At 63.3% G+C, this 13,241-nt stretch carries 6 protein-coding genes, 1 pseudogene and 1 CRISPR repeat array; of the genes and pseudogenes, 6 read left to right on the top strand and 1 reads right to left on the bottom strand.

Annotation, left to right across the window (positions count from 1 at the left end; genetic code table 11):
- The 6 genes from A4R35_RS24230 to A4R35_RS09935 all read left to right on the top strand — a co-directional run bounded on the left by A4R35_RS24230 (window position 1) and on the right by A4R35_RS09935 (window position 11,619).
- Complete coding sequence (locus A4R35_RS24230) at window positions 1-174, top strand: hypothetical protein (RefSeq protein WP_189361609.1); 174 nt, start codon at window positions 1-3, stop codon at window positions 172-174.
- Window positions 175-1,757: 1,583 nt separating this feature from the next.
- A complete protein-coding gene (locus A4R35_RS25275) occupies window positions 1,758-2,849 on the top strand; it encodes a tyrosine-type recombinase/integrase (RefSeq protein WP_112428931.1) in 1,092 nt (363 codons plus the stop codon).
- A gap of 528 nt (window positions 2,850-3,377) precedes the next feature.
- A CRISPR array of direct repeats spans window positions 3,378-3,783; the repeat unit is 37 nt; unit sequence GTTTCAATCCCAGACGGGCCGCTGCACTGCTTCTGAC.
- A gap of 722 nt (window positions 3,784-4,505) precedes the next feature.
- Window positions 4,506-5,774, top strand: a complete 1,269-nt coding sequence (locus tag A4R35_RS09955) for a hypothetical protein (protein WP_112428929.1) — start codon at window positions 4,506-4,508, stop codon at window positions 5,772-5,774.
- A 66-nt stretch (window positions 5,775-5,840) separates the two neighbouring features.
- Window positions 5,841-9,698 carry an MMPL family transporter gene (locus A4R35_RS09950; RefSeq protein WP_112428927.1) on the top strand — a complete coding sequence of 1,286 codons (3,858 nt, stop codon included), beginning with the start codon at window positions 5,841-5,843 and terminating at the stop codon, window positions 9,696-9,698.
- 122 nt (window positions 9,699-9,820) lie between these two features.
- Window positions 9,821-10,387 carry a DUF2690 domain-containing protein gene (locus tag A4R35_RS09945; protein ID WP_112428925.1) on the top strand — a complete coding sequence of 189 codons (567 nt, stop codon included), beginning with the start codon at window positions 9,821-9,823 and terminating at the stop codon, window positions 10,385-10,387.
- A 1,004-nt stretch (window positions 10,388-11,391) separates the two neighbouring features.
- Window positions 11,392-11,619 carry a hypothetical protein gene (locus A4R35_RS09935; RefSeq protein WP_146747165.1) on the top strand — a complete coding sequence of 76 codons (228 nt, stop codon included), beginning with the start codon at window positions 11,392-11,394 and terminating at the stop codon, window positions 11,617-11,619.
- Window positions 11,620-12,863: 1,244 nt separating this feature from the next.
- Here A4R35_RS09935 and A4R35_RS09925 read toward each other — a convergent pair.
- A pseudogene (locus tag A4R35_RS09925) lies at window positions 12,864-13,241 on the bottom strand (hypothetical protein); the annotation flags it as partial.

Here is a 13,241-nt window from a genome sequence, read left to right as displayed (position 1 = left end):
ATGCAAGCCTCTCTGGCTTGGCAGGCCGGCCATAGCGTGTTGGCCTTCGAGTACTACGGGCATGGGGAGCCGGTTGGAGTCTCTGTGACACTGGGGTATAGGGAGCTGAACGACTTTCTGGGGGCCGTTGCCTATGCCAGAGCACCTGCTCCCCAGGCGCGCCTGGGAGCGTGAGGCTATGCGATAGGGGCTGCCATCTCCATCATGGGCAGTGCCCAAGCGCCAGAGGTTGAGGCCCTGGTTGCTGACGGTGCCTTTGCCACCCAGTGGAGCGCGGTCGGATGGGCAGTGCCTCGCACTCTCCGTTTCTCTGCGCACCTTCTTGCCTGGGTGCTTCGTTTGCTGTGCTGGGTCACCGATCAAATCCTCTGCAGATGTACTGTCTATTGCTTCCAACAGGTTGAGCCGGTCCGTACTATTGGGCGGATTGCTCCACGACCGATTCTGCTGATCCACGGCGGAAACGATACTATTGTTGACCCGGATGATGCCATGCGTCTCTATCAAGCGGCCCATGCTCCAAAGGAACTCTGGCTGATTCCTCCACACGGAGCATATTCAAGGGTTTTTTACCGACAGCAGAGCCTATACCAGCAAAGTCCTCGGCTTCTTCGACAAAGCGCTCAGGCGGGAGCCATTGGCCCTGCCTAGCCCGACCTCTCCAGAGTGCTCGGCGCAGGAGCAGCAGGCAGGGATCTCCCCTACAGTGCCTTGCAGACGAGCCGGTCAGGATGAGGCCCTTCCTCTCCCAGCGCTCTGCAGGGGCCAGCGATCAGGGCCAGAGGGTAGCATACGCAGGACCGGTGGGACCCCTCTTCCCCGTACCTCTTCGGATGGCTCTTCTCTGGAGCGGCAGTGCTCACGTCCTGTGCTCTCAGCTCGACCGAACCCCTCGTTGCAGGTCCTTGTCGAGCGGATGCTCATGCAGCTCTTCGCTCAGGTCCTGGACCGACCGGCGGCGTGCATCAAAACTCTCTCGGCCCTGCTGTGTGCGATAGAGGAACGACTCCAGATTCGCCTCAGTCCAGAGGAGGTCATTGAGCACCTATCCTGTTTCGACTGGCGGCGATCGTCGTGCAGTGGCAAGCCACTATGGTACCACTGTCCACCCCCCAGCAGAGAGGAAGGCGATGATCCGAGTCATCGTCATGCCGGATTCCTCTGGCAGTTTCCGACAGCCCGCCTGGCTGTTTCAGAACAGGCGCTGTGCTGGGAGAACCGGGGGGCCTCCGCCTGTTGCAGCGGCTGCCACTCGCTCTCAGCGCAGGCACCCAGGGCCAGGACCACCTCTGGGCCAGCACGAGGCATGGCGAGAGACGAGAAGGTCTGAGGAAGCACTCGCCGATTCGGCGGCCCTATGTGCTTGATCTGGCCCCCGATGGGGCGACGCAGTCCTCTCACTCGATCTGGCCTGCTGCGAGCACCGCCCGTTGCGTATGGAGGTGCAGCCAGAGCGAGTTGTGGTGACGCCTGAGGGGGCTGACTAACAGGAACAGGAGATCGTGGCTCGGCCCAGTCACAGGGATCTACGCCGATGCGAGAGGTCGGGCCAACCCACTAGACCAGATCCATCGGCTACCAGCGAGCGCCTGCCTTGAGGCATGCCACCAGTTGCCGGGCCTGGTGCGCTTTCAAGGTGCCAATGGCGAGCGGGGGGGAGGGGAATGGAACGCCTGCCCTTGCGGGTCTTGGTCTCGGTCTCCACAAAGCCATAGCCAGCCTTCTAGCTAACGGTGCGCCGCACCTCTGCGCGGTCCATGCGGGCGTTCTGCAATTGGCTGGAAGCCCGAGGCTCTGTTTCGCGATCGCCGGCAGCCGATGTCAGCATACCCAAAGTGGGCAAGCCCCTCATTGGGATCATTGGGGAAGAGGAATGCAAGCGTTTGCAGAAAGCGTGTGCGTCGCTTTCTGAATCTGGCCCCCAGGCGGACGGTAATGCAGCGCGCAATCGTGCCATCCTGTGGCTCCTCTATGAGACAGGCATTCGCCTTGCGGAATGGGGCGGTCTGCGTCTGGCGGATCTGGATCGAAACAAGGGGGTGATTCAGGTCCAGGGGAAGGGCGAGCAGGAGCGGCAGAATGCCCTCGGGAGAAAAGCCCTGAGGGCGTTGTTGCTCTCTGTGGACCACTCTTGCCCCACTGCCGAGCAGCTCGTGGAGATGGGGAACCCAGGAGAAGATCATCTCTTCCTGGGTGAGCAAGGTTGTGGTCTCACCCGTCGAGGCGTCGATCTGCTCTTTCGCCGCCTTCGTCAGCGGGTCGCCTGGCCAGAGGAGCGGCGTCTGAGTCCCCGTGTGTTCCGCCATCCCTTCGCCGTTCGCTTCTTGATGCTTGGGGGCGATATCTCTACGCTGCAGGCGCTGGTAGGCCATGAGGATAGTGCTCCGCTTAAGGAATACATGCATCTGAGTAATACGGCGGTTCAGGAGCAGAAGCGGAAAGTGAGCCCTGGTGATCATATGGCCGTGGAACCTGGGCCTGGAGGGAGGAAACCTCGGCAGTGTTCCCGCCAGTCTGCCAGGAGCAGGCAGCGGGTTGGCCGGGGCAGGAAACCGGAAGCCTCCGGGAGTGACCCATCGAGCGGGGAGATCATGGGGAACGCGGGAGGGAGGCGGGAAGCAAGCGAGAGGGAAGCGGGAACCAGCCAGGGAGCTCCTGGAAGCGCGGCGGGAACCCGACAGGAACGGGCCAGGAAGGCCCCTTGGGCACCGGCAGCGGCTGTCCTCTCCTGCATCCTCTTCAGGGGGGAGCGTGTTCCGTCAGGGATACTGGGCCCAGGGTGTGCCGCCGGGAGAGGATGTCCCCGTCCTACAGGCTTGTCGCGAGGCTCTGGCTGGTGCGCTCCGTGACGCATTCCACCTGCCCTCTGGGAGGCGGTGCGTCAGCCTTCCCATCCTGGCTGCCTGCCTGCCTGACCGGCCTCCTCTGCTCCCGTGTCATCGTCGCCCTGCTCAACGCCTGCCCCTGGCAGGCCCTTTGGCCATGTCCAGGACCACAGGCGTGTGCGCTGGCGGGGTCTTGATTCTTGGTGGCAGGCATCGGTGGTTTGCCCTTCGACAGGGAGCGGTTCTTCTCTTGTCTTCCTTTCCGGCGGAGACGAACGTACCCCCTCGTCCTGGCAGGTCCCACCTGCCGCTGCTTCGATGAGCCACCACGTGCCTGCGCTCTGACAGCCGTAGAGCGGTGGCCTCTCGCCTGGGTCCAGGAAGCGACCCAGCGGCGACCAGCGACCTTCCCGGTTGCCTCCCGGCTCACTCCTGAAGCAGGACGGAGAGAGGCTGCTACACTGTTCCCTGCCTGGGAGCACACCCGGCAGCAAGCAGTGAAGCGGCCTTGAAAGCGGAAGGCGGTAAGCCGTCAGCCCTGTCGGCAAACCCGTTTCAATCCCAGACGGGCCGCTGCACTGCTTCTGACAGGTTGGGGATGGAACACGTACCTCATAGAGGTGTCTGTTTCAATCCCAGACGGGCCGCTGCACTGCTTCTGACAGGTTGGGGATGGAACACGTACCTCATAGAGGTGTCTGTTTCAATCCCAGACGGGCCGCTGCACTGCTTCTGACGATGTCGACATCCCCGGGGGGACGTATTCGTACCTGGAGTTTCAATCCCAGACGGGCCGCTGCACTGCTTCTGACGGCGCTGTGGGCCAGGGGCGTCTTGAGTTCTTCCCCGAGGTTTCAATCCCAGACGGGCCGCTGCACTGCTTCTGACTTGGAAGCGGATCAGCAGCAGCACGCCCTGCGTGTTTCAATCCCAGACGGGCCGCTGCACTGCTTCTGACGGTACCCCCTCTAGCGGAGCATCTGGAGCGGCCTCCGTCAAGCAGATTCGATGATCCCAAAAAAACGGTCAGCAGTGACCGCTTAAGAGCGGTCATCATGCCAGCCACGTTGGCCCTCAGACGGCCTGGAAAGCCATTCGAGGATCGCTGCGTGGAACGCCGGGTGCTGCGATCCTCGAAGTGACCTGCACAACAGCGATCAAAGAGCATGAAGAGGATATCGTCTTTATCGGTTGCATACAGCAAACCGTGAGTGAACCTGTCGCAGGGCTCCTGCTCGCTCGTGATGCCGGCGCCCCTCACCGCCACAGGGGCAGTCAGCGCTGCCCTGCCGCATGGCTCAGGGCGCTTGCCCGCTCTTCTGCCTGGTGTTCCCACGCAGCCATGCTGCTCGCTCCCGGGGGCTGCGCCAGAACGACCAGCTGGTTCCAGCTTGTTTCCTCTTCCGTTCCTGTCCGGTTCCCCTGCTGTTCCTCCCACGACCCGGGGGGAGACCGCTGGCACCACCGATCCATGCCCCCCGGGGTCCAGTCGCCAGGGCTATGCTCACCGAAGTCCGCCCATCAAGGGGCGCCCTCCGCCTTCGGACCTCCCCGCCTGGGAGCGTACCTGGACCGGTGCGTGTGTGGGGCGAAGGGAGGTGGCAGGACACCTGGGAGCGCCTGGGAGGCCGTTGCTCGGCGATGACCTGTCCCAGATGAAATGAAAGGAGCTGATGTGTGATGTCTGTCTCTGAACCTCGTCAGCCCGCCACTGAGGGCGAGTCCTGCCTGGCTGATCCCGCTGCTGGGACCAGTGCAAGCGCTGCTCCTTCAGCAGATGGAGCCAGGGCAGCGAGTCCTCCGCCAGGGCGGCCCTGCTCAGCGACCACCGCGTCAGCAGCAGCAGATAACCGGGCGCCAGAGCCGGCCCTGCCTTCGGCGCAGGAGCAGGAATGGTTCACCTGGGAAGAGGACGCTGAGGAGGCTTCACCCTTCTTCCTCCCCCAGCGTTCTGGCCCACTGGCGATGCCCACCGTCCCAGAAGCCGCTGCGAGCCAGGCCAACTCGTCGCAGTCAGCAGGCCTGGCGACGATAGCCCGGCGCTCCCCCTGGTCGCTGCTGCGCCGATTGGGCCTGGTGGCCTTGACCCTCTTGCTCCTGAGTCTGCTGCTGGCTACGGCTCTGGCTCATTCCCCGACACCTGGTGCTGCCTTCCCCACGCGGACCGCTCCAGGAGGTACCGCGGCACCTCCCACTGCCACCGTTCCACGTACTGTCCGTACGCCAGGGGCCCAACGTACCCCCACTGGGAGACCTTCGACGCCTACTCCTCGTCCCATACCGACCAGCAGCCCCAGCCCGAGTGCACCTGCGGGGTCCACGAGCCCGGCAGGAGATCAGAATCAGGGGACCACAGGAGTTCCCAACGCATGGCTGGCAGATCCGCTTCCGGCGGACTGGGCGGCTGCAGGCCTGACGCGCGCTGATGCCATTGAGGCGCTGCGTACTGCTGTCACCTTTACCGACCGCGAAATGAGCCTGGATTACCGCAACGTTGGCGCACGGACCAGGCCCGGCGGGACGTTGACGGCGGCAGTGTTCCTGCTCACCCCTGGGGGAAAGGCTCGCTTCCAGCAGCATGATCGCCGGATGAGTCCGGCCTTCTACGATACGGTGGTGGGAGAGCAGCTCATTCAGGAAGTAGTGAATGCAGAGCCACAGTTGGTGGCCCTGCAAGTCCGTGGAGGGCAACGCTTTGCCTGGGTAACGGTGCATTTCTGGCTCTGGCAGATGCGACGCGAGCCGGCAACGGGGCAGCTTCAGCAGGGGCTACAAGCTGATCCGACGACAGGGCAGCCTGTGCACCATCAGATGTCGGTCCTGCTGCTGCGAGTGCCTCCTGCTGTGCAGGGCCCCACGGCTCCGATGGGGGGCACAGGGTGGCTGGTCTCGACCTATGGCCTCGATCTGCCTGCAGGAGCAACCCTGTCTCTGCTGACGCCCCCTTGAGAAGCCCGTGCCAGTTGTGCTGCGGACCGGTGCTGATTTTCTCGCCGTGAAGGAGGTCCTCTCGCCATGCCCTGCTCTCCTGAAAAATTGAACCTGGAAGCTGCTCCTGCCGACCGGCTGCCTTCGTCCGCTGGCCGACCTCGCTCTCCCATGCTGCGATGGAAGACGCTGTCGATCCTGATGGCTGGACTGCTGCTCCTTCTCTGGGGACAGCAGTCGATGATAGCCGGTCCGGCAGGGACGATCCTGGTGCTGATCCGACGGCTGGTCTCGCTGGTCAGCTTCCCCCTTGTTCTCCCAGTCCTGGCTGGCCTGGGCGTACTTTGCTTCCTGGGAGCGCTCGGTCTGGTGGGGCTGGCCGAGGTCGTCGTACGGACGCTTACTCGGCCTCTGCGGCAGGCTCCGGTCTCCATGCTCACCCCGGCCCTGGTGGGGTGGCCTGCCGAAGCCATTTCCTTCCCGGTGACGGTCGGGTCCAGGTCGTATCCTGTACCCGGGTACTACTGCCCACGGCCCGGTGCACGGAGCCTCATCATTGTGAGCCCGGGTTATCGACGTCCCGTGGAAGATGTCCTCCTGATCTGCCGTGCCCTCTGGCAGGCAGGGCATCACGTCCTGGCTTTCGAGTACCTCGGGCATGGGCGTCCTCTGCCTGCTGGGGCCTCTTTCCCGCTAACACTGGGCTATCGCGAAGTGAAGGATTTCCTGGCTGCGATGAGCTACGCGCAAGAGCGGGCGCCGGGTTGCCGGATTGGTGCACTGGGCTTCTCAATGGGCGGGGCTGTGAGCTTGCTGGGGGCCGCCTGCTGCCCCGAGGTAGCCGCAGTCGTCGCAGATAGCGCCTTTGCCACACAGTGGCAGGCGGTCGAGCAAGTCGTACGACAGCGCCTGCGCCTGCCGCCACGCTGGGTGGACTGGTTGCTGCCGCTACTGCACTGGGTGAGCAACAGGGTCCTCAGATGGCACGCTGGCTATCGCTTCGAACAAGTGGAGCCGGTGCAAGTGATTGCGCAGATCGCGCCGCGACCGGTCTTGCTCATTCACGGGCAGCAGGATCGGCTGATCCCCCCGGTGGCGGCGCAACAGCTCTACGCGGCGGCCCGGCGGCCCAAGGCCCTCTGGCTGGTGCCTGGGGTGGAGCATGTGCGCGCTTGTCTGCACGTGCCTGACCGCTACGTAGCCTGCCTGACTGCCTTCTTCCAGCAGACGCTCTTGCAAGATCTGCCCGCTCGCTCCCTCCAGGCCGCTTCTGGCTCGAGCGTTGGCGCTGGTTCTCAGGAACAGGAGCAGTCGCCTCTGCGGGCCTCTCGTGCCAATCCACTCATGTCCGAGCAGGCTCAGTCATCTCCCCCTGGGTTCCGGCTGGGCCTGGTGTGGGGGCGCTGGCTGGTGCACTGGCGGTGGCAAGTCGTAGGAGCCTGGCTGCTACTGCTGCTCCTCAGCCTGCCACTGGCGCAGACGGTTGGGGCGGTGCTCCGGCCTGGAGGAACGACCGTGCCTGGTAGTGAAGCCGCCCAGGTGCAGACTGTGCTTCGTCAACGTCTCCACCAGCCGACGACGCAGCTATTTGCTGTGCTCTCTGTCTCACCCCAACAGGCCCGGAGCCGCTCCTTTGCACTGCAACAGCAGGCGATCGTCGCCAGAGCCAGAAGTCTCCCCCATGTCCTGACGATCCATGCGCAAGTCAGTCCGAATGGACAGACGGCCCTGGTGATCTTGGGATTCGATGAGGATAGCGAGACGATTGCTGCGCTTGTTCCGCACCTGCAGGACCAGCTGGGAGCCGTTCCTGGGCCTGCTCGCCTCCGCTTGACAGGTGAGGCCGCAGTCGCTGCCGCTCTGCAGCAGGCCACCCAGGTGGATACAGCCCGGGCAGAAGCGCTGGCGCTGCCCCTGACCCTGATCGCCCTGCTGCTGGTCTTTGACGGATTGCTCGCTAGCCTACTTCCGGTAGGGCTGGCCGGACTGACGCTGGTCATGACGCTAGCCGGACTCGCCTTACTGGGACGACTCTTCTCGCTGCAGAGCTTGACGGAGAGCCTGGTGAGCATCATTGGGCTGGGGCTGGCCATTGACTATAGTCTGTTGCTGATCCGTCGCTTCCGCGAGGAACTGGCGCGAAGCGGAGCAGTGCCCAAGGCAGTGGCTGACACGGTGGCCACGGCGGGCGAAGCGATCGCCTTTAGTGCCTGTATTGTGGCCCTGGGCTTTGGAGCATTGCTGCTGATCCCCATTCCACTGTTACGCTCTCTGGGAGTAGGAGGCTGTCTGGTGACAGGCATTGCAGCGCTGGCAGCACTCACACTCTTACCTGCGGTGCTCAGCCTGCTGGGGCCGCGCATCAATGCACTGGCACTCTCTTCCTTGCTCCCGTGGAAAGGGCACCGCTGGCGGGACCTGCTGCCTGTCCGGCGGCAGAACACAGCCTCGGTGTTCGCACCGCAAGGAGCTGTCCGACCTGCCTCCTGGTGGGAACGCTGGGCCTGGACAGTCATGCGCCATCCCTTCCCGCTCCTTGGGGGAGCTCTGGGGCTGCTCCTGCTGTTGAGTTGGCCGGCACTGGCACTGCGCCCTGGCCTGCCCGGAGCAGCAGTGCTGCCTGCTGATGCCCCGGCGCGGCAGGGGTGGGAGGATCTCACGCGGGCCTTTCCCACGGTTGACCCGGCACCAATTCTGGTGATCGTCCAACCCACAGATCCCCGATCGCTGGGCTCTGCCGCTGATCGTGTCAGGCTCATGCGGCTGGTCAACTGGATCGAACGCCTGCCCCACGTGAGCGGCGTCGATCTCCCTATGGATCATGAGCCACAGCCTTCCCCAGGTGGGGCGACGCTCCTGCTCGTGCATACAAACAGCGCCCCAGACTCCCCAGAAGAGGCCCGGCTGCTGGATCAGTTGCATGTGGCGCCAGCTTCCCTGCGGCAGGGACTCCTCCTGCAGATTGGTGGGCCACGGGCCCAGACCCTGGAATTTGATCGCACACTCTACCGCGCCAGTGGGTTGGCTCTGGGATTCTTGCTGACAGGGACTGTCCTACTGCTCCTGATCACCTTCCGCTCGCTGGTGCTACCGCTCAAGGCGATCCTGATGAATCTGCTCTCGCTTGGGGGAGCGTACGGGGCGCTGGTCTGGGTCTTCCAGGAGGGGCATGGAGCCAGCTGGCTGGGGTTCACACCATCCGGCTCGCTGGATCGCTTTGTCCCGATCGTGCTGGGCTGCACGCTTTTTGGCCTCTCCATGGACTACGAGGTCTTCCTGCTGAGCCGTATGCGCGAATGCTGGTGGCAGCATCGGAACAATGCACGAGCGGTGGCGGAGGGATTAGCTCGGACGGGAGGTCTCATCACCAGCGCAGCCTGCCTGTTTTTGCTGGTGGCGGGAGCTTTTGTGACAACCCAGCTGGTGGTGACCAAGGAGCTGGGCCTGGGCATCTGCGTGGCTATCGGGCTGGATGCCTTTCTGATTCGCCCGCTGGTGGTGCCAGCAACCATGCGTCTGCTCGGGAACTGGAACTGGTGGCTCCCTGGCCAGCGAAGAGGGAAACGATCATCTGCAGCGACCGGGGAGTCTGGCCTGCGCGACCACCTCCTGCCCCTCAGCGAGCAGCAGGCACAGCGGGCCTGGGAGGTGCTGCTGATCAGGCTTGTCGCCCAGACGCTGCAGCAACCTGCCTCCCCACTCACGAGACAGAGCCATTTCTTCACCAGTGGAGGTGATTCGCACTCCCTGGAGCAGCTCCTGCTGCGGATCAAGCAGCACCTGGGGGTGACGCTGACTGTGGAGGAGGTTCTGGCTCACCCGGTGCTTGCCACATTAGCTGTCATAGTGCAACAGAGGCTCCTGCAGCAAGAGGAGCAGGGGGCCTCCGACCCTCGCTGGCCCCTGGACAGCGGGCATGGCCCGACAGAGACGCAGCAGGGGTGATGAAGGCCGGACGCTGGACCTGTTGCCAGCCGCAGGTGGCTCTCGTTCACTCCCGACACTGGTTATACGAGCGATCGCTTGAGAGAGTGAGGTCAAGGCGACCTCGCCAGAAAGGAGCACTGATGTACCGCTTGCCAGCTCTTCTGACTGATCCTCGCCAGCATCGCTGGCTCCTCTGGGCCAGGAAGGCACGTGGGTGCTACTGGCTGCTGGTCCTGATCCTGCTTGCGCTCTTGATAGTCTCCCTGCTCTTGTGGCCAACTCCGCCTGGTCTGGCCAGGGGGAACTCGTTCGAGACATGCTCGACAGTGCTGCCCCAGGACCGGCCACGGTTCTGTACAGGGACTGATCCTATCGTCGAAGGATGCTCGCTCGATGCGCGAACAGTCAGTGACGTGCCCATGCGCTGGGGAACACGCACCGTAGGCCTGGCTCAGGTCCGTCACTCTCTGCTCTGCAATACCTATTGGGGACGTGGCTTTCGTTTTCTCCCTGGAGCCAGTATCAGTGTCTACCTGCCCGATCTAGGCACAGGAGCAGAGGCATCCTACCTGTCCACGACGTCACAGGTCTATTCGAATATGGTCTATGCCTTCATTCCCACCGTGACGATTGAAATCATCGTGGGCCCGACTCAGGTGATTGCCACGACCATCCCTGGAGTTCATCCCATCGGCACAGCAGGATAGTCGACCTCTCACGTCCCTGCCTGGCTATCTGCTGCCAGGCAGGGACGTGAGGAGGGAGCAGGGGAAGGCTGCTTCACTCCTTTCAGCGAGCCTCTCGCCACCGGCTCAGCTGACAGTAGGAAGAGTGACACTGCACTGGACGGCAACCATTCCCCAGGATGGGAGGCCTGATCTCTCGGGCTACGAACACCGAGCTCCCTGGGGAAGGGACTGATCCCTCAGTGGTAGAGGCGAGCAGTGAGCGGTAGGGAGTGCAGACTCAGTCTTCCTTTCGCTCGACCCGAAAGGAGAATCCCTATGCATCTGTCCTGGCTCCCAGGTTCTGCCACCCTGGCCAGTGCAGAGGGGCAGCATCTGGGCCTGACCCTCATCGAGATCGAAGCGACGGATACCTTTGAGGACATTGTTACTCGGCTGCCCTGTGCTGTGCCTGCACTGCTTGTGCAGTTCCCAGGAACAGGGCCACTCGTGGAGGACCAGGAGCTCCTGTTACAGCGCTGCCAGGCCAGCGCGGAGCGGCTGGCAGTTCTCCTTCCTCCCGAGCAGCTCCACCCTTGGGGAGCAAGTGCCTACCGAGTAGGCGTTCCATTTGCCTGTACGCGGGAACGTGCCCTTGCTCTCCTGGGCCTGGAAGACGGAGCGTTTCCCCGCAGTGAGACTGGCCAGGAAACACAGCTGTTGCCGGCAGAGCATCAGTGTCAGCCTGGAAGCTTCCAGCCGAGGCTCCTCTGGGCCGGATGCTTCTCCAACCGCTGGATCTGTCTGCTGAACCTCCTCTGGTGTGGAGGGTGCTTGCTTGGCCTGGTGCTGCTCCTGATCCATCCCATTCTCTTGCTCCCAGGATCAGGGAAGCCTTAGTGAGCGATGTGCATGTCTGCGTGCTGCTGTGTGCCAGCCGGCTCTCCTCCTGATTCCCTTTCGCGCTCCCGTCTGGGCCCATACATCTGCCCGCATGCGACTCCTCCTCTCCTTTCACATGGTCACTGGAAGAAAGGAGGCCACACGTGCCGATATCACGTGTCATGTCTCATGATCAGGATCGACGCCGAGTCATCTGGCAGGGGGAGGGGCCAACGCTCTCACCTGCGCGACGCAAGCGCCTGCTCAAGACCGATGGGCCAGCTCCAGCAGCCGGCTACACCATCGAGGATCTGGAATGCTTTCAGGACCTCCTCTCTGGCCTCGACAGCCATATCACCTTGCCGAAAGCCTTGCAGGGAGATGATCGTTAGTGATCCCTTCGATCGCAGCGAGCGGCCACGACAATTGCGTCTGGGAGATCTGGCTGCCTGGCTGGGGGCGCTGGTGAGCTAAGAATCAGAGAAGCCGCCTGTCCTGTCTTCCCCTCTGCTGAGGAATGAGGGAGGAGATGAGGCGGCTTCTGCCTACCGAAAAGAGGAATGGGAGAGGGAGAGAAGAACAGACTCAGCCTTCGACGGGTTCGACAGCTGGAGAGCAGCTGACCGCACCCGGTGAGACCTGGCGATTTGCGTGCTGAAGGAAAGAGCAGGCTGGAAAGCAGGAGATTGCTCCCTGCAGCTGAGAGGCGCAAGGGAACACGCTCCGGGGAGCGTCTGGCTTGAAGGTTCCTGAGAGATAGTGCTTGCTCTGAAGAGCAATCAGGTGGCAGAACACGTAAGTGAACACTTGACACTCTTGTCTTCTTTGAAAGGAGAGACTATAGTTGTAGCAGTGCAGTTTTCTGCCTGGAGAACACGTTTGTCAAAAGACCAGAAGATGGACAGGTTTTCCTTTGCTGGGGGAGGCAGAGAGTCAGAAAGTGAGGAACCTGTGACAACTTTTGCAAAGCGAGCGGCACAAAGCAGTGGTTGCTGTCAAGTCGCCTGGAGAGCGGCTGCAGAGGCTGGGTGGCAGTTCAAGGAAAAACCTGCCTTCGGATCAAGTGGTTGCGGGTTCGAGTCCTGCCAGGTGCGCCTTCTTTCCAGAGCCACCATCTCGCTTCGCTTCTCAAGCCCTGCGGCGCCACGCGGCGGAAGTGGGCGGCTGAGATGGTGGTCTGCCAAACGGTGTTTCCTCCCTGCTGTGACCACGTGCCTCCCTGTGACAGTGACCATCTGCCTCGCTCTGCTGGGGCAGACCCAGGTGTTTCCTCTTTGTGGCGGCTGGGACCACCTGTCTGTCCCAGCTGACAACCATCTGCCTCCAGAGGAAGCGCGCTCAGCTTCCCACCTGGTGTGGTGGCCGTCTCGTTCCCCGCTGCGTCTGTCCGGCTCTGGCTGCTGGTCCCGTTCTGATGCCCTGGGAAGCCTGTCGAGGAGCGCTGCGTGAGATCCCAAGGGCCAAGATCCTCGGCGTGACGGGGAGAGGGTAGCATCCTCGCGCGCGATCTCGAGCCACGAGCCTGCCTCTTGTGCCGTGGGAGCCGGGCCACTGGGCTGGCCCGACTCTGTCCTTGTACGAGGGACCCCGCGCCATCGTGGCGCAGGAGGCCCACCGGGGAGCAGGCTGGCGCGTCTCACTCCTCTGGGGTCCCGAGCACAGGAGCGCGTCCCCAGACGGTGAGCAGGGGCCAGAGGGCGCAGAAGTCCTCCTGTTGCATCTCGGCGACGGCCTGCTGATACAGGGTGGTCAACGCCGCCCGCGTGGCCAGCCCCTGGCGCTCCAGGAAGGGCAGGACCAGCTCCAGCCCGATGAGAAAATCCTTGAAGACCGGGTAGTGTCTCGGGGTGCCCATCGACCACTCGATGGCGGTGGCCCGCAGCCGCACGTCGACAAAGCCGGCCTGCCGCACCAGCCGGGGCAGGACCGGGGTGATCCCCAGATGCTGCCCGGTGGGGGAGAGGCTCTGGCCCGCCCGCGTGAGCGCCTGGCAGCCCAGGGCCATGAGCCGTTC

Origin of the sequence: Thermogemmatispora tikiterensis (assembly GCF_003268475.1) — a bacterium.
Classification (GTDB): Bacteria; Chloroflexota; Ktedonobacteria; order Ktedonobacterales; family Ktedonobacteraceae; genus Thermogemmatispora; species Thermogemmatispora tikiterensis.
Note: the sequence above shows the minus strand (reverse complement) of the source record. Positions and strands in the feature narration are given on the sequence as shown.

Bases quoted from the DNA above. Each gene is read 5' to 3' on its own strand.
- A4R35_RS24230 (WP_189361609.1), top strand. From the start codon at position 1: ATGCAAGCCTCTCTGGCTTGGCAGGCCGGCCATAGCGTGTTGGCCTTC.
- A4R35_RS25275 (WP_112428931.1), top strand. From the start codon at position 1,758: ATGCGGGCGTTCTGCAATTGGCTGGAAGCCCGAGGCTCTGTTTCGCGA.
- A4R35_RS09955 (WP_112428929.1), top strand. From the start codon at position 4,506: ATGTCTGTCTCTGAACCTCGTCAGCCCGCCACTGAGGGCGAGTCCTGC.
- A4R35_RS09950 (WP_112428927.1), top strand. From the start codon at position 5,841: ATGCCCTGCTCTCCTGAAAAATTGAACCTGGAAGCTGCTCCTGCCGAC.
- A4R35_RS09945 (WP_112428925.1), top strand. From the start codon at position 9,821: ATGTACCGCTTGCCAGCTCTTCTGACTGATCCTCGCCAGCATCGCTGG.